15 protein-coding genes are annotated in these 22,889 nt (G+C 54.1%); 7 read left to right on the forward strand and 8 right to left on the reverse strand.

The window, feature by feature from the left end; genetic code table 11:
- Nucleotides 1–72 precede the first annotated feature (72 nt).
- From SH410x_RS11600 to SH410x_RS11630, 7 genes are all read left to right on the forward strand, one after another.
- Nucleotides 73–1,533, forward strand: coding sequence for a hypothetical protein (locus tag SH410x_RS11600; protein ID WP_473673834.1), 1,461 nt, complete (start codon nucleotides 73–75; stop codon nucleotides 1,531–1,533).
- Nucleotides 1,530–1,997 (forward strand): hypothetical protein, encoded by a 468-nt coding sequence (locus SH410x_RS11605; protein WP_473676653.1) that lies wholly within the window; start codon nucleotides 1,530–1,532, stop codon nucleotides 1,995–1,997. Before SH410x_RS11600 ends, SH410x_RS11605 begins: the two co-directional genes overlap by 4 nt.
- Entirely contained in the window at nucleotides 1,990–2,370 is a 381-nt protein-coding gene (locus SH410x_RS11610) for a hypothetical protein (RefSeq protein WP_302117412.1), read from the forward strand. The genes SH410x_RS11605 and SH410x_RS11610 overlap by 8 nt, the downstream gene beginning before the upstream one ends.
- Nucleotides 2,371–2,382: 12 nt before the next feature.
- Nucleotides 2,383–2,862 carry a pyrophosphohydrolase domain-containing protein gene (locus SH410x_RS11615; protein WP_473676654.1) on the forward strand — a complete coding sequence of 160 codons (480 nt, stop codon included), beginning with the start codon at nucleotides 2,383–2,385 and terminating at the stop codon, nucleotides 2,860–2,862.
- 226 nt (nucleotides 2,863–3,088) lie between these two features.
- On the forward strand, nucleotides 3,089–3,460 hold the full coding sequence (locus SH410x_RS11620; RefSeq protein WP_473676655.1) for a hypothetical protein: 372 nt from the start codon (nucleotides 3,089–3,091) through the stop codon (nucleotides 3,458–3,460).
- 113 nt (nucleotides 3,461–3,573) lie between these two features.
- Nucleotides 3,574–4,206, forward strand: a complete 633-nt coding sequence (locus SH410x_RS11625; protein ID WP_473676656.1) for an SGNH/GDSL hydrolase family protein — start codon at nucleotides 3,574–3,576, stop codon at nucleotides 4,204–4,206.
- A gap of 91 nt (nucleotides 4,207–4,297) precedes the next feature.
- Complete coding sequence (locus SH410x_RS11630; RefSeq protein WP_473676657.1) at nucleotides 4,298–4,768, forward strand: hypothetical protein; 471 nt, start codon at nucleotides 4,298–4,300, stop codon at nucleotides 4,766–4,768.
- Here the strand turns inward: SH410x_RS11630 and SH410x_RS11635 are convergent.
- The 8 genes from SH410x_RS11635 to SH410x_RS11670 all read right to left on the reverse strand — a co-directional run bounded on the left by SH410x_RS11635 (nucleotide 4,740) and on the right by SH410x_RS11670 (nucleotide 22,417).
- Nucleotides 4,740–5,117: an ISAs1 family transposase gene (locus SH410x_RS11635; protein ID WP_473676658.1), complete on the reverse strand. Its 378-nt coding sequence runs from the start codon at nucleotides 5,115–5,117 to the stop codon at nucleotides 4,740–4,742. The genes SH410x_RS11630 and SH410x_RS11635 overlap by 29 nt on opposite strands.
- Nucleotides 5,056–5,352 carry a hypothetical protein gene (locus SH410x_RS11640; protein WP_473676659.1) on the reverse strand — a complete coding sequence of 99 codons (297 nt, stop codon included), beginning with the start codon at nucleotides 5,350–5,352 and terminating at the stop codon, nucleotides 5,056–5,058. Before SH410x_RS11640 ends, SH410x_RS11635 begins: the two co-directional genes overlap by 62 nt.
- 168 nt (nucleotides 5,353–5,520) lie before the next feature.
- Entirely contained in the window at nucleotides 5,521–6,813 is a 1,293-nt protein-coding gene (locus SH410x_RS11645; protein WP_473676660.1) for a hypothetical protein, read from the reverse strand.
- An 18-nt stretch (nucleotides 6,814–6,831) separates the two neighbouring features.
- On the reverse strand, nucleotides 6,832–7,914 hold the full coding sequence (locus SH410x_RS11650; RefSeq protein ID WP_473676661.1) for a hypothetical protein: 1,083 nt from the start codon (nucleotides 7,912–7,914) through the stop codon (nucleotides 6,832–6,834).
- Between the two features lie 4 nt (nucleotides 7,915–7,918).
- Nucleotides 7,919–9,664, reverse strand: coding sequence for an NERD domain-containing protein (locus SH410x_RS11655; protein ID WP_473676662.1), 1,746 nt, complete (start codon nucleotides 9,662–9,664; stop codon nucleotides 7,919–7,921).
- Between the two features lie 32 nt (nucleotides 9,665–9,696).
- Nucleotides 9,697–16,110, reverse strand: coding sequence for a DEAD/DEAH box helicase (locus SH410x_RS11660; RefSeq protein WP_473676663.1), 6,414 nt, complete (start codon nucleotides 16,108–16,110; stop codon nucleotides 9,697–9,699).
- A 17-nt stretch (nucleotides 16,111–16,127) separates the two neighbouring features.
- Nucleotides 16,128–19,400 (reverse strand): helicase-related protein, encoded by a 3,273-nt coding sequence (locus SH410x_RS11665; RefSeq protein ID WP_473676664.1) that lies wholly within the window; start codon nucleotides 19,398–19,400, stop codon nucleotides 16,128–16,130.
- Nucleotides 19,340–22,417: a hypothetical protein gene (locus SH410x_RS11670; RefSeq protein WP_473676665.1), complete on the reverse strand. Its 3,078-nt coding sequence runs from the start codon at nucleotides 22,415–22,417 to the stop codon at nucleotides 19,340–19,342. The genes SH410x_RS11665 and SH410x_RS11670 overlap by 61 nt, the downstream gene beginning before the upstream one ends.
- Between the last annotated feature and the right edge of the window lie 472 nt (nucleotides 22,418–22,889).

Here is a 22,889-nt window from a genome sequence, read left to right on the forward strand (position 1 = left end):
GGTATTCATGAAAAGAGGCTTCCTCCTGCAAAATGTTGGTTCTCACACTAACACCGCAGGAAAGGAAGCCTCATGGATGTCAAAGCTAACGTCGGAAGCCTTATTCACGCAATCGCAACTGATGAGATTGCGCAGTTCACTGGCCAAATTGCCGACGATTTGCGGCAACAAGTCACCATGCTGCTGGAGTTGTTCGCCGGGAACGACCCGACACCTTCGCGAACGCTTGACCTGGAAAATGCTCTTCAAGACCATCTTCGGGAATTCGGACGCAAGTTGATACAGTGGCTCGTTTCTCGACTTGAACCGGAACTCTCGCAGATGCCCGGAACGATCAAGCACCAACGTAAATCTTATCGTCGCTTGGCCGAAAAAACGCCACGGACCGACGTTGTCACGCGGTTCGGGAAAGTCACAATTGTTCGCGCCCGCTATCGACGCGGTCGATCCGGTCGAACGATTTTTCCGCTCGAAATGTTGCTTGGCGTGGAGAACGGATTCACGCCCGCAGCGGCGACCCGCGTCGGCAAACAATTTGCTGCCGCAGGAAGTTCTCAAGGCCGAACGCTGGAGTTGGTCGAGGATCAAATGGGTACGAAAATCGGCACCGAGAAGCTTCGCAAACTCGTCGGCACACTCGCTGGTGGCATGGAACCCTTTCGTGAGCAGGCTCAGGTGGACAAGTTGATGAAACTGGTCGAGCAAGCCCGGCAGCGGAAACTGAAGCCGGTGCTGTCGGTTAGTCGCGATGGTGTGGCCTTGGGCTTGGCACCATGGAGCTTCTTCGAGATGGCGAGCGTGGCCTGCGTGAGCGTGTTGGCTGACGGCAAGAAGCTCGGTACAGTCTACCTGGGCTGCACTCCCGAAAGCAATCAAGTCACGCTCTCGACGCAATTGACCAGCCTGCTTCAATCGACGATCCGTCGCTGCGGTGACTGCGTGCCGGAGATCGTGTACGTCAGCGATGCCGGCAAGGTCGAGACGGCATATTGGAAGAACACGTTGCGGAAGTTCTTCGTCGATGGCGTGCGGATCAAGATCACTCGCGTCGTGGATTACTACCATGCGGCGGAGCGTCTGACGACGATTGCCAAAGCGCTCAAGTTTGGCAAGAACAAAGGCAAGCGGCAGGAGTGGCTTGAACATGCTCGCTGGTTGCTGCTGCAGCCCGGCGGACACGGAAGGATGCTTCGCAGTATCGCGAAAATGCGAGAGCTACATAAGTACAAGGCGTCAGAGAAAGAAGAAGCCGTCAAAGCGGAACGATACCTTCGTCGCTACAGTCGTTTTATGAATTATGCTGAGATGAAATCACGAGGCTACCCAATCGGTAGCGGCGTCGTGGAATCGGCTTGCAAGCAAGTGGTCAGCGAACGGATGAAGTTGTCCGGCATGCGTTGGCACAAAACCGGCGGCCAAAGAACCATGAGCTTACGCTGTCTGCTACTGAGCGGAATTTGGGATACTGTCTATAGGGCTTGGCTCAACTCAAAACCAACCGTCAGCGAACTTATGAATTCGGGAACCCTGTGAATTACCGACTCGATGAGCGCAGCACCCAGATCGCACCCGCGGCGACCAATCCGGTCTCGCGTTGCATCTACGTTCTCGAGAGCCATCCAGCTGTCACAATGGCGGTTTGGATTGCTCAGAAACGCCTCGGTGCGATCGACACGCTCCAAAAGTACAAAGGCGATTCTTCCGCAGCAACAAAAATTGGATTTCAAGCGGCTTGCAACGGAGTCGTGGATCTGCTGAGCAAAGAGATTGCGACATTAGATTCACCAGTGTCTTCGGATGATGAATTGGATGCGCTGGTGGGTCTCGCAAATCTTGTTGATTTGATTCGCGGCAAATGTGATTGGTGGGGCACGGAAGACACGGGATATTTTCTGATTCCCAGAATCACGGACAGCCTTTGCTGTCCGACTGTACGCGAAGCCTGGGACAATGCCAACAAATGCGTCAACGAGCTAGAGGTAAACAAGCATGGTTGAAGGAAGTAGATTCACTCTCGGTCTAGACCTTGACGGTTGCATCACTGAAGCACCGGAGTTCTTCTCGGCTTGGACACATTCATGGCCGGGGAAGGTGATTGTGATTACTTATCGACGCGATCGGGCGAAGGCGATTGCGGACTTGAATGAGCGCAACATTCGCTACGACGAAGTGGTGCTGGTTGATCGGATGGATGCGAAGGCGGAGGTGATCGCCGAGCATGGCGTCACGCTTTACGTTGACGATCAACCTGAAATGCTCAAGAACGTGCCTGCGGGCGTGAACGTGATGCTGTTCCGCAACGAAGGCAATTTTGATTTCGCTGACCAACGCTGGATGCTCAGCCAAGAAACCGGCAAGCTTGTTTGCTAGAGAGACAGACCCTTGGAAAGACAATTAAATCAAGTCGCTGAGTTTCATCGTAAAATCGGCGAAACCGTATCCGACTCACTGAAGCTGCTCGACCACGATGCTGACCTTGATCGCGATCTGGCACGAACACTCCGGCAGACCGTCGATTCATTCAATCGCCGTGACAGCCAGAAAACGCAATTGACTCGGCGGGCGTTGATGGCTGTCGAAGAATTGGCTGAATGGATCGAGGCTCATGGCGAAGATGACTTGGTGGCTGCGGCGGACGCGTGGGCCGATCGTATGACCGTGTTGCTGGGCGATGCGGTCGCGACCGGAATGCCGGTTGAACCTTTGCTCGACGAAGTGCACCGTTCCAACATGACGAAACTCGCGGCCGATGAGCAGACCGGTAAGGGAGCGAAGAGGGAGGGCTACGAACGCCCCAATATTCATCAGGTTTTGAACTACGTCGAACAAGGAGACAATTCATGGCGACAGCATTTATCGTGAAAGACGATGGGAAGTTTTGTCGCGACCGCGGCGGCCCGATGACAAGGTTGGGGGATGGAGCATTTTGTGAAAACACAACGACGAAAGGGAGCCAGGAAGATGCAAAAGATGATTGTGAAGCTCTTGGCCGGGAACGACGGCGCTTTTGTGAACACTGCGGTGAGGCAGTGCGGTTGGGTGAAACCGTTTGTCCAGACTCGAAATGCGGAAATACGGCGTACCGACCATGAATTTGAATAAGCAACCACAAATTGGAATCTGGTGGGACAACGGATCGCAGATCGTTTCGTTCCCGCACGCTCCTGGCGAAGTCGATCGAGCGACCGGGTTGTGCGATAGCGATGACTCGCACAACGACCTTTGGCCCGACGCGGCGATGCAATTGGGTCTGACTGATTTTGAAGAATACTTCAGCGTGCCGCGTGGCCGAGTGCTATGGTCGCCGACAAAGAAGACCAGCATCGTTTATCACGGCAACACGACAACACCTGAGCGGTTGCAAAAGATCGCCGATGAGTTCTCACTCGCCGATTGGGAATCGCGGACTGATATCCACTACATGATGGGCGATGCGATCGGTGATCTGTTCGACGCTTGATCTTTTCTGCGTTTGGGATCACTGAGAGTGGACGAGGCGACAAGTCCAGCGGGACGGGACTCGTCGCCTCGTCCACTACGTTAAGAACCGCAAAACCACAATGGCTTAAAAGCATGATCACTACCACGCACATCTGTCTGTTGGGCGATTCGATCTTTGACAACAAGATCTACGTCCCCGACGGCAACAGCGTCCACGAGCACTTACTCGCGAACCTGACAGCGCCCGACACAGTTTCGCTGGTTGCCGTCGACGGGGCAGTGGTCAACTCGGTCCTGCGGCAGATCGAACGAATTCCCGAAGCAGCGACTCACTTGGTGCTCAGCGTCGGCGGCAACGATGCATTGTACTTGCAATCTTCGGTGATGGGCGAGTCGAGCGACAGCGTGTACGCGTCGCTCGGGAAAATGAAGGCGGCCATTGCGACGCTGGAGCATGAGTACGAGCAGGTGATCGGCAAGTTGCGTCAAATCAAACTGCCGCTGACCGTTTGCACAATCTACGACTGCGTACCGGGACTCGACGACGCGGCGCTGGCCGGTCTGGCAATCATCAACGACACCATCACCCGAACGGCGTTAAAAAACGGCCTCGACCTGATCGACTTGCGTTTGCTCTGCAACGATCCAACCGACTACTCAGAAGTCTCACCGATTGAACCGTCGCACGCGGGCGGGGCCAAGATCGCAACGGCAATCATGCGAGCGGTTTCCGGGCATGCAGCAGCGGCCAGAATCTTCTGTTAGGCCCGGTCAAGATGTGGATTTCCTTGACTGAAGAAGCCAACCGCTATCGCGTACCAATCCGAAATCCCAAGTCCTGAATCACACGGCAAGCATGAAAAAGAACAACCACGACTACATCTTCTCTGCCACCGAACTTTCCAACATTTTGGCTTGTAGGCATGCGACATCGCTCGACATGCGGCGTGCCAACGGCGAGATCGAGGTTCCGTTTGGTCACAACGCTCGACTCGATCGACTTGCTGAAAATGGGTTGGCTCACGAAGCCGCCTACTTAGCGATGCTGCATCGACAAGGTTTGAATATCGTTGAACTTCGTGACTTCAACGATGCGACGCAAGTCGAAACGACGGCTGATTTGATGCGGCAAGGCGTAGATGTCATCTTTCAAGGATCGCTGTCCAAAGATGCCTTCGCGGAACGCAGCGATTTTTTGATTCGAGTGGACGAGGCGAACGAGCTTGGGAATTGGTCGTACGAGGTCGCGGACACTAAGCTTTCCCAAGACACCAAGGCGGGCACACGGCAAACGCACACTATAGCACGGGAATTCCCAGTACTTTAGCGAGATAGTCCAGGTTCCAACCAGCGAATCGTCGCCTCATCGCAACGCTGTACTTGTCGTCTTGCTGCTTCAGCATGCTCAGAGCGAAGCGTTTCAGCCACGCCATATTGTTCGCAGTGTTTCGCTCGCGGACTCGATTTTCATCCTCACGGAATGTCACATCAAGGCACCAATGAAGCGTGTTCTCGATCGCCCAGTGACCGCGTACGTAGCGAGCAAACTTCTTTACTCCCGGTGCAATCGAAGCGATGAAGAATCGAACCTCGGTTGAGGACTTTGAGCCACTCTCACTTTGCCGGATAGCGACACCTACAGACCTTCGCTTTGCCGCGTTCGACTCGCCAAGCATTCAAACGCATCACCGCGTCACGACAGGAGTGATCGGCAGAAAGAGTTTGTCCCAGGAACATCCAGAGCGTGATGACCGGAGTGTAAATGCGCTCCCGGAATTGGTATCCAAACTGCCCGCAAGCCTCCACGATTTCAGGGGCCGGCAAGAAGCGTTCAAAGACCAAAGATTGTTCTGGATCGTTTTGCAACTTGGCTGCCACTTTGGACAGCGAGTTGTTATCATGCTGGGACACGGCGGGGTTCCGTTTTGTCAGTGTTGGGGTTGATCGTTCAACACATCAGAGCGGGATCTCGCCGTCTTTGAAAGACGAATCTTGGCACAGCAAATGCCGTCACACTGTGTGCGCTATTTGCTAGCACTACAGGTTGTGGTTGATCGACCGAAATCGTCTACCGGTTGATCAAGACGCTAAAACACGCGGCATTCGGGTCAGACCATTGAGAAATAGACACGTTCCAGCATGCTTCGCAAGCGACTCGGCTGCCGCGTCGGACAACTCAGTCAGTCCGTCTAGGTAGAGATGTTCTCCTTGATGCTTGCCCAACGATTCCGCAGCGGCATCGGACAACGTGGTTAGCCCGTTCAGACATAGCGAGCTCCGATGGTGGGCCAACACCTCGGCGGACGCATTAGACAGGCTCTTTAATCCGTCCAGGAGAAGTACGCCCCGATACTTGGCCAGTGCCTCAGCAGCAGCGAACGCGATTAATTTGCACTCGGTAAACCTTACTGAGTTCTCGTCGTGAAGAAACCCTCTTACGATTTCAATCGTTAAAATTTTGTTTTCCGTGGGTAACTTATCTGAAACAAAGAGCTGGCCCTGGTACTGCGACAACGACTCGGCAGCGGCATTAGACAACGAGGTCAGTCCGCGAAGAGAGAGCGATGAGCCGCGATATCTAGCCAACGATTCGGCAGCGGCGTCGGACAGCGTGGACAAACCGTCTAGGGATAGAACCGTCCCGCGATACTTATTCAACGACTGATTAGCAGCGGCTGACAACTTGGTCGTGGCAGCGGACAGTTCCTCTACGGCGGCGGACATCGTGTTCGCTCCGCGGTGTGTTAGTATTCCCTGATACTTGGACAAAGACTCGGCACCGGCGACCGACAACGCGGCAGCAGCATCGAGCAGCGAGGTCAGACCGTCGAGAGTCAAATCGGCCCCGTGATGCTCGGCCAGTGACTCGGCTGCTGCGTCGGACAACGTCGCGAGGCCGTCAAGCCTGAGTGTGTCGTGATGCTTGGCCAACAGTTCAAATGCGGCGTCAGGTAACGTCGGCAGTTCGCTGAGAACCCATGAATCGAGCTTGCAGAGAAACCAACAATCTTTCATCAACGAGGTGACTGGGCTGGCTGCATGCCTAAAGAGATTTCGGAGAAAGCGTTTGCGAAAGTCCTGATTTTTCGTGAGCAATCGTTTCTCGACAAAGTCTCTGAAGCTTTGGCAGAGGGTCTCGTGTTCCTGCAGAAGTGGTGCGACGGCATTCCAAACTTCAGTATCCCAAGTATTCACAATGATGCTGATGATCGGAGTCGAGAACAAATCCAAAGCGTCGTCGGCCGTGGCACCCGACGTTTCGATCAATATCACCGCCAGCAGGATCTGATCGGAAGTGTTACCGCCAAGCAGCTTTTGAATCTTGCTCTTCTGCTGTTGCGATAAAACGCATTGGCTTGTGGGTGACGACATCGGTTTTCTTTTTGGGGCTCAATTCAGATGACGAATCTGTAACTCTGGGACAGCACGAACGAGCCATTGGTAGGTCAGTCGTACGTCGAGCACCGCATATCGCTGCCATCTACCAGTCGGCTCACCTGTCAAACTAAGTATGGTGCTGATCTGCGAGGGAACAGGGAACGTACATTGGATTTCACTATCATGGTTGTCGGCGTCGATCAGCTCCGGTTGCCCATTTCTTGCGCCAATCGCGATCAACATCCAGTTCCTTAACTCGTAGGTAGCGATCGCATCATTTCGGCAGTTGAGCATGATTGATTTGCCTTGACTGCCGTCGATTCTTAGAAGAATGGGGATCCAGTGTTGCTCGTTTCGGCCAGGCTGAGCACCCAAGTAAATACCATCATCAAGCTTGCTAGGAGATGTCCAGCGCGTGCGTTCGGGCTTTCGCTCGCTTCCGAAGAACTCACCCGGTCGATGATTGATTGCCAAGATCTTGGTGTCGTTGATGAACAATGGGCTGCCCTCTTGGTCAAGTTGGCTGATTTGCCATTCCAAAAGATCGGCGAGCGAGCCAATACCATCCTTCTGGTCTTTAAGCGATTTCCAGCTCGGTTCCCCTAGCCAATCTTCAAACGATTGTTCGCTCACACCGATACGATTCAGGTCCGTGACAATCGCATCTGACGGACGAAACCTTCTTAGGAATTGGTTAGGGTGATACGACGAAAATCGATGAGTCTCCGTCGCGGTTGTTCCCAACAACACCGCGTCCGTGTCACTTAGCTTGATCCAACGCGATGGTATCGCCGAATAACCGCGTTGATTTTCGACCTTCAAGTCAGCCAGTTCACCAACATCCACCATTCGGACTGCGACAGAATGGATAGCCTTGTTCGCATCTCCCTCAAAGCCAGCCGCGATCAAGAATGGTTCGATTGCCTTTCGCAGTTCACGTCGCGTCGCGAGACCATGGCGACGAACTTCCCGCCGGATCAATCTAGCAATGCCCCAAGGCGAAGGGACGCTGTTGTCCTGGTCCGATTCAAGGTAATCAGCGAGCCCTAGCTTGTTCGAGAACTCATTGCGGCTGTAGGTGACAAATGATTCCATCGAGTTATTCTCCCAGTTCCTTTCCAGCGTTCTGTATCGCGGCTTTAATGTCGGCGAGCATTTCTCGTCCGGTAACTAGAAAATGGACGTGCGAGCGGGCGCGTGTACAGGCAACGTACAAGTCCACATGTGAAAAGCCTTTCGAGATTCGGTCCAAATCGTAGACAACAACCACATCCGCTTCGAGCCCTTTGAAGCTTCGGGCTGTCGTGACCAAAATCCCCTCGCCGCGGTTCCATGCACGCGTATCATTGGTTAGAGCGATGCCGGCAATTTCCGATACATCGGCGAGTGATCCGTTTTCGAGGCCGCGCGGTCCGATCAGGACCAATTGTGACGGGCCGATATCGTGTTGCCCAACCAAGTTTTCGACGGCTTTACAGACGATACCTTTCATTGCTGCAAGGGTCGGCACCGTGCTGATCGCTGGTCTCCCACCAAGCGGTGATCGTTTGAAGAACTTGGCCTCCGTTTTGGCGATCGTCGTGCTGGTGCGAGCGATCCAGCGACTGTTGCGACAGTTACGACGCAGATTGTATTTCGTTTGAAACGCGACCGGCGGTTTGGCCGGTGCCCAGTCCCACAATCTTTGGACTGGGTCGGCGAACGCAAATAGCGTCCCGTCCTCGGCATTCTTCAGAAGCGTGCATTGTAAGACTTCCCACCAGCGAGAATGAAAGTCCTGGGCCTCGTCCATGACAATTGCGTCATACTGCATATCTTCCCCCTCCTCCATCGCAAGATAGGCGGCTTGTTCAATCAGATCGGGTACATCATCGACAAAGAAATTTGAACCTGATTGAGGCGACTCTGGCGGATCCCAATCAACACCTGCATCTTCGATGATCTCGCGAGCGAGTTGATGGAAGTGGGCAATCGTCAATCGCTTTTCGAGTAGCCCTTTGTCGGGATGCTGATCGAGGCTCCGGCGAAGATGGTCGGCCAGATGTCGGTTGTAACAAACGAACAACGTGCGATTATCATTCTTGGCCAGTTGAATCGCTCGGTCGAACGCGAGCTGCGTTTTCCCTGAGCCAGCCACGCCGGAGACGTATACGCGGTTATTGTCTTCGTACAAACCACCCAACAGTTCAATCTGCTCGTCCGTCATTTCTTGAATCTTGTCGAACACATCGCTGGCACTGCCGACGATGGGGCGAAACAGTTTGAACTCGGGCAACAAAGCGGTTGCCATTCGACGCCACTGATGGTTGCTTAGCGGCGTGGGGCGTTGTGGCCAACTGGCCATCGCGGACTCGATCGCCGTATCCATCGAGTTCATTTGTCGCCGTGACAGAATCAGCGACACATCAGCCCCCGGCGGAATCGCACCAGTGTAGTTATCGTGCGGAAAGACAACGGCATGACCGTAGCTGAAGTGGTGCGGCCGAACATCGCCGGCGGTCTGTTTTTCGATTCGATCAACGAGATAGTGCATGCTGCCACGAGCTTGCTTAAACGGGTCGGTGATCGGCTCGTAGCCGTGCTTCTTCTTTCGTTCCCAAGTTGCATTTTGGTATCGCAGTTCGCCACCTTTGACCTCCAGCACCAACATGCCTTTCTCTTGATGCAAAACGATGAAGTCCGCTTCGCCCTCGCGCAACGTGCCATCGCGATCTGGTCGCAGCCAGGGATATGAGTGAAGGACAACAAACTCATTGCCGAGCTGTTCTTTCAACGCACGGTAGACAAGCCGTTCTGAATCGTACGGAATGTCGTCTGGGTCGATATCGGGTCGCATAGTCGCCATAGTGAATCCTGCTGAGTTAAGATGCCATTCTGTCAGGCGAGTGAATGGTAAACACCACGCCGAACCAACCCGATTGGTCGACCGATCACTTTGATCGTCTCGGGCGACACACGCTGGCCGGTGGCATTGCGACTTGCTGATAAATACCTGATTTGCACAGTGTCTTTTTCTTGCCATTTACTCCATTGGCAAATGGCAAAGGTGACCGAGCATCGGGTGGCACGGAAAGCCTCGGTCGGCGATTCGATTAGCCACATTTGTCGATCGTGCTTCGATTGATTCATCTGCTCGTCGCATCGCTCAAAGACAAGCACCGTGCCGGGATTCAAGTTCACCTTCTCTTCACCAACGGTAACTGAAAATCTTTCCATTTGGGGGCCGTCGACTTCAAGCAGGATCACCTGATCTGGTTGATAGCCAGCGATACTCAGCTCCGCTCTTGGTTGACCGGTCGCTGAGCCCGACGCCACACTGCGGCAATTGTGGAGAGGAATCCCACTATCGCTGCGTTTCAAACCTTCCGGAAGCGGAGTCGATGCGGTGATTTCATTCCGGACCGACGTGCCGCAACGCTCGACGGCAACTGGTAACGCTCGCTTGATGCACAAATGGTCAATTGGCTGGGCAACGTTACGGCCGGATTGGCTGGCCTGCTTAGCGGCCTCCGTTGCCGGCACACCAGGTAGGAGAGCATGGGAGATCACAATCACTTTGTCGCCTTGTGACTCGAGAATAAGATGTCCAGGCTTGACCACAACGGTTTCGCCATGGTCTCTTAAATCGACGGCCATTGTCTCCAGCAACTTTGATTCCGTTAGTTCGTCAAGCAACGGTTTCTCGCTGCGACCAAGAATGTGGTCGAGAAGTGCAGCACCAATTTCACGATCCAAGTCTTGGTGTAAAAAACGATTGTCGTACGAGCGAAGGCACTTGTAACAGGATGTTCCGCAGCTGCAGGCTTTCAATAGAGCAGAAGCATCCGCAAGCAGTTTGACCGGGTCACGGACGGCTGCCTTAACGAATCCCGCACCGCCAGGTGTCGTGTCGTAGAGGTAGAGATCCACCTCGGTTCCCAGTTTGCCACCAGGGGTTTGGGCCGCACGGAATTCAGCTCCGATGTTCCCGCGATCAAGTTCCAGGTCTTCGGCGGCGACGAGTGCGACCGCTTGTGCGATTGTCGTCAAGCAAATTTTTGCGAGAGAAGTTCCCGGCATCAACATCACGTTGTCGCCCATGCGGAAACGAAACAGCGATACGTCTGACCGAAACGTTGTTCCAAGGCTGACAATCTTCATCAAACCTGTGCAATTCGGCTTTTCACGGTGATTCGGGAACGGTTTGGGATGTGGGATTCTCGCGCGAGTCCGATAGGAATTGTTCAGATACGCCCGGTCTGGGTCACGCCATCCGGCCGGTTCGATTCGGCCGCACCAAGTGCAAAGTATGAATCCACGATCAATGGTCCCCTCCGCGCCTCGGTTGGTCAGGAACAAGTCCTCTTTTTTGGTCCACACTGTGAAACCACGGTTTCCGAATTCATAGTCTTCGCCGGGTAAGTCTGGATCGTTAAACGGTGCCTTCAGTTTTGCTTGGGTCGGACGTGTGTAGTCTGGAGGCTGGTCGACAGCCAATTCCTCCTCCATCTCGGCTGGATGGGCGAATCCAGGTGGGACCATCCAAGTGATCGCAGGACCAAGTCCTGACTGATCGCCACAGGAAGGACATGCAAGCCTTTGGTCTTCCATGTATCCGGAATCAAGTTCCTCTAGTCGAGCGTACCCGCATTTTTCACACTCAAAATAAAGCTTGCGTTGCTCCCAAGCTCTTTTCAAATCGCCAAACATTGGACTGTAAAGAGCAAATGAGTAGAACCGTTTTCCGTCGATAAAGATCTCGCGACCGGGTGCGTAGCTCGATAACGCTTGTTCCAGTCCACGCTGCGGCGCGTACTTGATCACAGGACGGCGAAATGGCTTGGAACGGTTGGTATCGAACACCGTCATGCTAACGACGTCCGTTGGGAAAGCGTAGGACGGAAGCGTCGCCTTCTCGAATAGACGGTCGAGCAGGTTGACCGTTTGACGGCCTGTTTCCGGGATCTCCGGACTTACCTCATTCGTCGCGTTTTCAGCCGCTGTCGTATCGTCGTACCCTTCGTCGTAGAATACATCGTCCGGCATGGCGAAAGCCGACTTGTTACGTTCTTCTGGCGTTTCAACCGGCTCCGGTGTCGCCTCCCCGCAACCGATCTTGGTTAGTTCGGCTAGAAGCAATGATGGAATTGCTTCTATCGAATCCGCCGCGTCGCTTTGCAAGAACTCGCGTGGAACAATCTGCTTTAAGGATTGAAGCAGCGATTCTCCATTGGCTTCTAGCCAACTGGCCAAACCACGGTAGCTGAACTCTTCGGGACCGCCGCAGCGGAAGTCCTCAACTTTTCCGAGAGACGAGAAAAGATTGGAAGTCTGCTGCGTTGCGTCAGTCCCATCGATTCGCTCACGTTGAAACAGGCCTAGAAGCAGTGCGAACCCATGCCGACGGACAATCTCTGAATTCTCAAGGTTCAAGACGGGATCTTTGACAGGGCCGCTAATCATTTCGGCCGGATGCCGGAAGTAACGCTGGTCGTGAGTTCCCTGATCGGCGTACGTGATAACCGTCGACAATGCCGACCCTCGGCGTCCCGCTCGCCCAGCTCTTTGTTGATAGTTGGCACGGTTCGGGGGAACGTTTCGCAGAGCCACGGCCGTAAGACTGCCGATGTCGATCCCAACTTCCATTGTGGTTGTGCAGCTCAGGATATCAACGATCCCTCCGGGTTCTCCACCGGGACCGTCTACATCCAAATCTTGAAAACGCATTTCGTGCCACTCGGCACGCGAAAAAGCATCTTGCGACTCAATGGCTCCAATGGCTGCTGTGTGTTCTTCCGCAACAAATGGTCGAAGGTCGATTGATGTGTCATCGACATCCTTTCGATAGAATCCTTTGCGAGTCATGAAGACATCATGAACGCTGCGGTTTTCTCGCGAGAGTTCCTGAAGCATTCCCTCACAGCCACATTCGGAACAAATGTCGGTATCGAATGGATCGCAGGGTAAAGCCGACGTGCAGTTATCGCACCGAAACCACGATGTCGTGTCGAAATCAATCGCGATCCTTTTTGGATCAAGAACGTATTCATCAGCAGTAAGGCAACACCCCAGTCGTTCCTGGAGGAACACTTGCCAGATCCCAGTGCCAGTGTTTCCGCCGGATAGGTTGGCTCGGTAAAAGGATGGTGAAACACGTTGTGTCATCAAGGTGTTGAATTTGCCGGCGCTTCGCTGAATCCTAACGCCACCCTCGCGTGTTCCGATCCATTCCAGGGGTGTCCCCGGCAGGCGAACGGCTCGCACTCGAACCATGCATCCGATCCAAAAATCGAGCAACGCTTTTCGCCGCTCGCCTTCTGATTGCAGTTGGGCCGGCTGTTCAGGAGCCGGTAAGGAAGACATCAGTTCCCAAACGTAGTCTGGCAAAAGGGGAACGAACTTCCCCAACGCGAGACTTTGCATGCCGCTGAGCGGGTTGAACATGACCTCGTGCAATGAGATCAGCAAGTCCGCAGGCGTCTGTTCGGCGATTTGCTCCGATACATCGAGGAATGCGGCGCGACTCCCTTTGCGTGATTGACAGAGCTGCTCAACTGCCGAAATTGCTCGCTTGAAATTTTCTTGCTCACGTTCCTTCAAACTCGGACGCAGCGAGACTTCTTGAGAAAACGCTCCGCAGAGCAAGGCGGCATAGGCATGCGAAATTGAGATGTCACGGGTTCTTCCTTCAAACCACCTTTCAGCAACGTAGCGAAGCCCACGGATCAGAAGCGGCCGCACAGAATCCCGGAGTGAATTCGACTTCAGCTTTCCAGCGAGCCGCGAGGCTGGTTGTCGCCCATCAGAGAATACAAGGAGCTTTCGTCCCTGGAGCGCGGTTTCATTACCAGGAGTCGGCGGTTGCGACATTAACTGAGCGGAGACCAAGTGTTGGAATGGTTCATCGCCCTTGGTCGCCATGTCGGAAATCTTTGCGTGCTGGACACGGCACCGTGGGCACGTTCCGAACAAGCCGGCTTTCCGCTGAACCCCCGCTTGAAGTTCAGGAACAAAGACTTCGCGACAAGACGGCGAGTCGGTTGCATTCGTGAACAATCGGCCTGTCTTTGGCTCCAGCCACCTTCCGCGGGTTCCATCGGGATTCTCTGGTTCGATCAGGCACAACTGAATCGGCTGAACGGCGTCTTCAGCATCGTCGATTTCCCCCACATTTTCCGTCCAAAGGTAAGTCGGCTTGCGAACGTTTTGAACGTAGGCTTGAAACATCGCGGTACCACAGTTTCGGCAGGCCAACAGCTCAAAGACCCGGCTTCCGCACTCGCATTCGCGACGGGGCTGGACGGTTAGTTTTCCCGTCGGCCCCTTCCCTCTCGCCGCCGCTGGCAAAGCGGAGCAATAACGATCCGCACACGCCCAGATTCCTGGGATACCGCGAAAGAAGCGGTGGACACGAGCTGCAATCAAAGGCGAGCCTTCGGGAGTCGCTCGCGCCATGGAAGCGGCCTCGACGAGAACGTCTGTCGCCGTTTTGGCGTGTTCAGAGCCGCAGCCAGGGAACAATCGTGATGCTAAGCGACCAATCTCCTGTGCTCCCAGATCTGAGTGCGTCTCTTGATCATGCAGGTCCTCGGTTGCTGAGGTCAAATTGACCAACCTTCCGGTAACGGGCAACGGACGCAGCAATTCATTAAGGATGCGAGCCATGCCGAAGTGAAGCTGCTTGCCAGACGACAGTTCGTCGTTGTCGCTTCGAACGACGCATTCGCGAAAACCACCGTCACGAATCGCTTCGACGGTTACCTTCGGATCTGAACAAGTCATCGAAACGATCGTTAGGTACGCGTGTTCGGTTTGCTTCCGACCTCCCGTCGCGAGAATCAGAGACTCTTCACGAAGTTCTCCCTCCTTCGTGAGTCCAACCAGACTCACTTTGCTTTTGGCTTGAGTGGAATCATGCGGGTTCGATTGAAGTTCATAGACTCGTTCCTCCAAACTGACTGCACTGAGAACCAGCATCGGAGCAATCGCCTTTGCGCGTTCGATTGCATCGTCGGAGAGTAGTTCGCCCAAATCGACCGCAGCCAGTGTCTGAGCGGTGGCTTCGTCTCCCGCGAACGAGGGCTCGGCCGGTTCCTTGGTACCTTGCAGACAGGCAAAATCCGTGGCGTTCGTGCCCGTCAGGCCAGCCGCGAATTTCTTCGCTTGCTCTCCATCTTCAAACGATGCACTGGTCGTGATGACTTGGAATTGATCGGCGGACAATTCTAAGCGGTGCCGCAGGCGACGAATCAGCATCGCAACTTCGGTACCTTGGGCACCGCGATACAAGTGAGCTTCATCGAGAACGAGAATGAAACGCTCATTTGGATTCGCGACGAAGTAGTCACGAGTTTGCTGAAAGATCGAACGCTCGATCGGTCGCAGCATCATGTATTCGAGCATCGAATAGTTTGTCACCAAAAGGTCTGGTGCCGATGCCTGCATCTCATGACGGGTTAGCAATTCGGTATCGTCGGGATTTTCCACCGCGCGTCGAAGGTTGCCGTTGGCATCTTTCCATGCCCCACCCGAGCCAAGCCAACGAGCCAGGCCGGGATCGTTGCCGATATCCTTCGCGGGCCATTTTCCCATCGCTCGCATCGCGCCAAGCAGCTCGATTGCATCCTGAACTCCGTCCGCCGCTCGTCGTTCAAGGTCCACGTAAAACCGTAGGCCAGCGAGTTTTTGCGAGATGCGTTTCGTGTCATCAGGAATGACGCCGGGAAACGGTGTCCGACTTGTATAGCGTCCAAACTTCACTGGCCGGCCGCCGTGCTGTTTGAACCAATCACGAGTCGTCGGTGCGCCAAACAGACGACGCAAACGCGATAGTTGATCGTTGACCAAGGCGTTCATCGGATATAGCAGCAACGCTCGAACGGCCCGCGTCTCAAACGAGCCTGGCGACCGTGCCGCCTCGCGACCAAGTCGGCCCATAATCGGCAGCAGAAACGTTTCGGTTTTTCCCGAGCCGGTCCCCGTGGTCACGATTGTGTGTCGCAATTCATTGCCCAGTACCGCCTCCAATGCCTGTGCTTGGTGTTGGTAAGGTTGGGGGAAGACGATGCCACCGCCTTCCTTGGTCGCCAAGAACGACAGCAACTGTTCCGCTTCGGTCGGAATGTTCAGTTCACGGTAGGGCTTCCCGATCGCGTAGCGTGCCGAGCTTTCGATGAACGGAGCATGGCACAGCACTTCCGGCTGTTCCAACAGCTCGCGACGTAACCCGACCAATTGCGGGTCCGACAAGTGATACGCCGACTCAATGTAAGCAAGCAAACGATTGCGAATGGATTCCAGTTCGTTGAACATGGTGGATGAGGGTTTCCTTACCTGGGTTTGTTCGGTTTGTCGATGATGGTTGATTCTTGTTGAGGCGGCGACGCCGTGGCAAACTCGCTCGCCATCAAGCTTACCTCGGCATCGTCATCGGGTTCCTCGGGAAGTGGCACAGGATCATTCTGCATTCCCACAACTGCGACAGCCTGCAAGTAGACACTGGTGGGACTTGGATGCTGCAAGTGCTCAAGCGATTTTTCCAGTAGATCGCACCGCAAACGACAAGCGTGCTCGCTAATCTGGAGGGCTTCTCGCAACATGGAAACTCGCGGCAGGTAGGTTAGCTGTATGGTTTGTTTGTTCTGTTCGCTCGGAGCGGATTGCAACTGCTCGATCTGTCGGTTGGCTTCATTAATCGCAGCCTGAAGATTCCAGGCGACATCAAAGGCCTCGACTCGAATCATTTCTATTCGTTCGGCGACGAGTTCTGTTAACTCGTCCATGCTTTGCCCCCAGAAACGCTTCAGGTCTGCCGCGATAGCGGCTTTAAAGTGCGGGGGCAATCCTTCATGCAGTTTTGGAGCGACCGGATTATTGTTCGTGTTTGGACGCTCATCACGGCTCCAATTCGCGGTCATTAAGTCCGCGGCGTCACATTCGCTGCAAGGCTTTCCGTCACTGAAAAAAGCTAGGCAACACGACTTGGTGGAGGCAACCATGCGTATGAAACGTTGGTCAGCTTCAATTCCAGCTTGGAACTGAATAGCCTGGTTAGCACGCATTTGCTTTCGCCTTGAACCAGTCTCATCTGAAAACGCCTCCGCGATCAGACTTGTGGGTGAAACCCGCTGATACGCATAGGCAGCATCTATAAAACCAACGCCAACAGGATAGTTTCCTGGTATTAGAGATGTACCGTTGGGAAAGTGACGTGGGCCAATGGCAAAAAGAGTGATACCAAGTGGCGTGGTAACCCGACCGTCGTCGCGATAGGTCTGGATCAGTTCTTCATGCAAACTAGAGCCGTGGGATAGAAACTGAAGCAGTACCTCTCGGTCTTGCCCCTCCTTCTTACCCGTGACCACCCGAAGGCGTGGAGGCGAATAGACGTTGCGACGGGCCAAGAAGAAAGCCGGAAACGATTGGCTTCGATCTTCTAGGGATGGAAGGCTGATTCCCACGCAGTCCATTTGTGACAACGTATAAATCGCACCACGCCGTGATCCGTCGGTGTACTTTTTGCTAACCTTCCATGCAGCTGCTTGCTGGTGTTGCTCGAGCAGCTTGATCCAGCTTGCTAGGCATTGCTCTTGCTGATTTGAAACGAAGCCAAGAGGCTTGGTATGACGGAGTTGCGGTTCCAGTGCGTCACCAAAAGCAATTTCGGAATGAACCGAGATCGCATTAGAAACGCTCCAGATAGAGCCGCTTGGTGGCTGTACTTCTCGGACTTTACGAGTAATCGCAGGTGGCTTTTCCAGTGCTGTATCGCGAGACCAAATCTCGCTGGAGATCCGAGTAGAGATGTCGTCGGCAAGCTCACGGTCCATGTCAACTGCCGACTCCAACACACGATATTCGTTGAATACCTGCTCGACGGACTTCGTTGGATCACCGTTTCGGTGAATGGTAACAATTTTGACAGGCTTTGGCGGACTCTTCCGCACCTCCGGAGCGACAAAACCACGTCCAAGACGATCGACTCGACCAATCCACTGGTCTACATCTTCCGGCCTCCAGGGAAGACTGTAAAAAATCAATGCGTCCGCCGATTGCAAGTTGTATGACTGACGAAATGAATCTGTTGCAATCAGAAGCTGCTTTCCACCCATCTTGAATTCACGGAGTTGCGAAGAGGCCATGCTCCGAAGTGCTTCAGACGTCCGGGGGGAATCGTCTTCAATCTCACTTGAAGCGGAGAATGAGTCTCGCGCGGTCGCAATCCGCAGCGGCCTTCTGTGATCACGCGGCCCGATCATCGGAATTCGCCATTCAATCTCGCGTTCAAGTTCTTCGACGGTCGCGTTGTCCTGCGCGGCGACGAGAACTTCACGCGTTGGATCGTCACGCCAGAAACGAACAAGCCAATCGACCAAGAAATCCAAACGAGCGTCAGCATTTGCTCGACTGGTGACCTTTAGCAGTTCTTCGATCTGGCTGGTTCCTCTGTCCTCGTTCTGCCGCAAGGTTCTCAGTTGTGACTGAAACGATTCACTGCCTACTGACGCTCTCCGTAGAAAAACCGACGCTCTTTCGGTGTCCAATCTGAATTGATCTTCTGCATAGCGAATTGCAAGCGAAACTCGCCGAGTCTCGGATTCCGTTGGCTCGATTTTGTCAAACGACCTCGGATGTCGCCTAGGCAGGTGATCTGGGTAGTCTTCACGGTACGACCTGAGAACACGGCGGTATCTCCACGACAGATCCGTCAACATTCGAGACCGACGGTGAATCGCAATTTCGCTAAACGCCGCTGATGCGCCTTCGGGGACGAAGTCTGGGTCAATGATCCCATCTGTTACGGCGGCACAGCTTTGGTCAAAACGATCGAATATTTCCAGTAATTCGGCTTCTTCCAAATCACGTAGCCGCGACTTTGACCAAGTTACTTCGTCATGGAAAGGATCTCGGTCGATCTCGCGACGCGCCCTCTCGATTCGTTGCGGCTCGAGTATTTGCAACAATTCACAAAAGCGTTCAGCGTTGCTGAGGTTAGGAGAGGCAGTCAGCAGTAGCAACGAAGCAAACTCTTCCGAATGCTCAGCGATGAAGCGGAGCGTTTCAACCTTTAAACTCTGAGGCTCGTCGATGATCAGCAAATCAAACGCGTTTGCGTTAAATGTATTTGCCAAAGAATCAATACTTGATTCAGTCACTACCTCGAACCAAGTTTCACCGAAGACAGACTCTGACTTGTCCCAAATCACGACGTGGGAGCGGCAGACTTCTTCGGACCATTGTGATTGCAGTTCACTCCGTCCTACGATGACTCGGACTCGCAAGTGCTCTCGCTGCAGTCGCATAGCACTGGCAACCATCAACGCTTGGATCGTTTTGCCCATTCCGACCTCATCAGCGATTAGGTGTCGGATTCTTGTTGCTGATAGGATCCGTTGCACGTTCTGAATTTGATGAGGATAGAAGTGTGCTCGGGTCCCTGAACCGCCTTGAATGGGGCATGCAAGACGTTCGACGTAGCGCCGCATCGCTTGGACGCCATGCATCGCTCGCTCAAATTGGTCTATGATTTCGGGCGGCTTGCTCATGAATGAGGCTCCAACATCAGAGAAGATTCGAGACGTCGAACTTGCTCTACTCGCCATGCCAGGAACGCACCGGCGCGCGCGACTGGTCGATCTTGAAGCAGCTTTTCAACCACTGATTCCCAGGGATGCTTCCGCAAACGTTCCGGGTACAACAGCAAGTTCAACCAGATTTGCAACTCGCCGGACGACCATGTTTGCCGGCCGCGCCCACGGCTGAGTGAACGCCGAATCCACCCGAGCAGCTCCGTTGCACAATTGGTGATACTCATTTCCGTCACGTGCCATGCCAGCAATTCGTCTCCAGCATCAGCGGGAATCAGAAGATCTGCCAAGTGACCGCCACACAGTTTCTGATTCGCGTGACGGAGCGATGTCGTCAGTGCTTCGGCGTCCACGATGACAGTGTCGTCATCAATCAGGTGTTGGAAGATCGAATCGAGCGGTTCTGCGTCATCCGGCTCGACCTCGGCAATCGAACCATCCCACCAACCAACAGGCAGCACGTCTGCGAACTCGGCAAGAACCAAGTTGGGCAAGGTGGGGGGCAATTCGCGAACTTCTTCCGGTGGCGGTTGCAACAAATCCTCCTCACTTGCTTGGCACTCCCACCAAATCGCCACCGGGTTCACGGATTCAATCTTGGACGACTCGCGTTGCTTTTGGACCCAGTTGCGGCCACACACGCTGTTGAGGATCCAATCGCGAAGCGCACCGGCGGCACCGACACGGTTCACTTCCGCCGTTATTGACGAACTCGTCGCCGATGAGAGTTGTAAATAACGCTGCGTGATCGATCGCATTCCGGGGACGCTACCGACGTCATCCATTTGCCGCAGTGATCGCTGTGGCTCATCCGGTTTTCTGCTCAGGAAAGCATCGCCTACTAAACCAACACGGGCATCGAAATGCAACTCGTTTCCGTCAGCATCCAGTGCTACTGAGATGAAAGGATCGCCATCGGTTGGCTCGTCAATGGATACGCCTTTGATGACGCAATGATTCCGGACGTCTAATGACCCGCTATCGCTAACGGCGATTGGCATCCCATCGGCGTTGTCTTCCCACCACAGTTCTTGCAATTCCGCTTCAAGCAGCCAAGTATCGTGCGAAAGATCCTCGATCTCCACGCTGAGCGACAAATCGCACGGTGATTTCAAGACGGACGGAGGTAACCGATCGCAAAGCTCATCCCACACCGGATGAGTCGCAGAAAGTCGCGTGGGGATTCGATCCAAACGAACGCTCGCCACGGCTTCGCCGGGCATCACGGTCAACTTCGCGTTGAGGTTCTCGATGCCACGATCGCCGATGATGTCCAAATTCAAACGGCGGTTGAACAAGTCTTTACGTGAAAGCTCAATCTCACCGGCATCGACGTGCGAAACCACCGCATGCCAAGGCGTCTCAGGATCCGGTTCGATGAACCCATCGCCCTTGTCATCAACGATGACGAACGAAAACGACTCGATTTCTTCGCCATCACACTGAACCAACAGTTCGTAAGATTCCCTTGAATCAAGTGTAAGCATCGCCACGGATGAAACCGATTCACTGACGATTTCTTTCGAACCCTTTTTCAAAACCAATTGGACCGGTTTGTCACCGACGACCGAAATACCGATCTCATCATCAGTTGTGTAAACAGGCTGGTTCTTTGCGTCGATGGAGACCGGCGAAGGCCGTAGCCATGTGAACGCAGGTCCCGTTTGAGTGTCCACCGCATTGGCTGGCGGCCACCCAAGCCACTGCCGCACTTCCGCATTGTCGGCATCGAACTCCCAAACCTCACCACCTTCGATCGGACCGATGAGGTTGCAATAGGATTCGTCTTCTTCGCTTCGTCGCAGCTCGATCTCGCCGCGTCGTGCCGCCACCCAAATCCGGCCGCGGTGCGGCGTGCGACCAACGATGGCATGAGAGCTATCGTCGTCGGCATTCATCGGTGGAAACGCCAGCATCTCGGCCGCAGGAAAACGAACGCTCTCAAGCCAAAGCTTCGCGTCCTGGTCCACCGACAACTCGTCGACGCCGGTGAAGAAGGGCGTTTCGGCATTGGCTCGAGCTAGGTAACTGAAGCTGACAGGAAAATGCCCACGAATCGAACGCAAACAGTCCGATGGAATCGGACTCGCGCCACCACGTCCCCAGGGCCGCGCCTTCCATCGGCCGCGGATCGGTTTCAACGATAGTTGAATTAGCTTGGGCAACTCAGGCATCTCGCCACAAAGCTCTAGCCCGCCGTTCTCGTCCTGCCGCAGAAAGAACTCGCCGAACCGTTCCGCCTCGGGCTGGTTCCCAGCCGCATCATCATGGTTCTCTTTCAGCCCTGCTTTACGCCCCGACTCAACCTGGCGGACAGCTCGACGAATCTCCGGTTCATTGCGAAGATCCTCGATCAAACGATCGCGAAACAATTTCGAAAATAGCCCCGCTTCATCGAGCGGTTTTCCACCCAGCAAATCACGAACGATTCCGGCCACCACATCAGGCCGCTGCATCCAAGTTCGGAACCGCCGCGAACCCACCTGAGTTGAGATTCGCGACAGATCCGCGACGATCGTTTCGTCCGTCAGTTTTTCATTCTCGACATTACGGCGAAACCGGCGCAAGCAATCCGCGAAGGGGCGACGAATGTCCTTCGCTGCAACCGCGTGAGTGATCGGCCAAGCGATGTGGCGAAACGCTTGTTCCCAGTCACTTGAACCCGGCGTCACGCCACCGTACTTCGCACTCGCTTTAGCAAACCAATTCGACAAACGATTGCGGTCATCAAAACTAAATTCGTGGCTGAGCGTCTCGGCCAGCTTCGGCCAGAAATCTGTTCCGTTGCCCCTGTAGCCGTATCCCACCTCGACAGCGCAAACGATGATCGGCAAATAAGCCGTTTGCCAATCGAAAGAATCCAGTGGCTTGCACTGCAACGCTTCCCGCACGATTTCGCGTAGCGATTCGCACTCCGCGCGACTCAACCCGTGGTCGACGAAGTACCGCCACTTCGGGCCGCCACCCTCGTCACCATGCGCTACCGCGAAATGGTCGGTAAGTTGCCCGTGTTTTTCTCGTAGTCGCTCCAAAATCGCCCCACGCCACTTTGATTCTTAGTTGTCTATTCTAGCGGCGTTTTCTAACCGCATATAATCGTTGTGCATGATTGTACTTGCTCACGACGAGCACGTGTTGTGCCCGCGACCCTTCCTCGATCGAGCCAACTTCCATCACAAAAGCCTGATTGACTACCAATCGTTCGATCAACTTCGCCGGAAGCCAAAGAATCTCGTCGTGCTTAGAATCCGTTCGGTAATGGCGTTCGAGTGAATCAACTTTAGTTTTAAGCAACAATTGGAACCGATGCGTTTTGGAGCAGGCGTGTCTGCTCTGCCTCTGGTCTATGGGAGACACCTGTCATCAATTCAGTCTGTTTTCCCGAAAGCTCTCGCCAGACGACTTCTCAAAGTCTAAAATTTAATCTTACTGTATGTTGCATCCGCGGGCTCACGCCCATCCTTTACCCCAATCGCTTGTCCCAACTCGCGAAGTTCTGAGTAC

Source organism: Rhodopirellula sp. SH410 (genome assembly GCF_055811895.1).

Excerpts from the sequence above, each read along its gene's own strand:
- SH410x_RS11600 (WP_473673834.1), top strand. The coding sequence starts at position 73 with ATGGATGTCAAAGCTAACGTCGGAAGCCTTATTCACGCAATCGCAACT.
- SH410x_RS11610 (WP_302117412.1), top strand. The coding sequence starts at position 1,990 with ATGGTTGAAGGAAGTAGATTCACTCTCGGTCTAGACCTTGACGGTTGC.
- SH410x_RS11620 (WP_473676655.1), top strand. The coding sequence starts at position 3,089 with ATGAATTTGAATAAGCAACCACAAATTGGAATCTGGTGGGACAACGGA.
- SH410x_RS11625 (WP_473676656.1), top strand. The coding sequence starts at position 3,574 with ATGATCACTACCACGCACATCTGTCTGTTGGGCGATTCGATCTTTGAC.
- SH410x_RS11630 (WP_473676657.1), top strand. The coding sequence starts at position 4,298 with ATGAAAAAGAACAACCACGACTACATCTTCTCTGCCACCGAACTTTCC.
- SH410x_RS11635 (WP_473676658.1), bottom strand. The coding sequence starts at position 5,117 with ATGCTTGGCGAGTCGAACGCGGCAAAGCGAAGGTCTGTAGGTGTCGCT.
- SH410x_RS11645 (WP_473676660.1), bottom strand. The coding sequence starts at position 6,813 with ATGTCGTCACCCACAAGCCAATGCGTTTTATCGCAACAGCAGAAGAGC.
- SH410x_RS11650 (WP_473676661.1), bottom strand. The coding sequence starts at position 7,914 with ATGGAATCATTTGTCACCTACAGCCGCAATGAGTTCTCGAACAAGCTA.
- SH410x_RS11655 (WP_473676662.1), bottom strand. The coding sequence starts at position 9,664 with ATGGCGACTATGCGACCCGATATCGACCCAGACGACATTCCGTACGAT.
- SH410x_RS11660 (WP_473676663.1), bottom strand. The coding sequence starts at position 16,110 with ATGTTCAACGAACTGGAATCCATTCGCAATCGTTTGCTTGCTTACATT.
- SH410x_RS11665 (WP_473676664.1), bottom strand. The coding sequence starts at position 19,400 with ATGGCGAGTAGAGCAAGTTCGACGTCTCGAATCTTCTCTGATGTTGGA.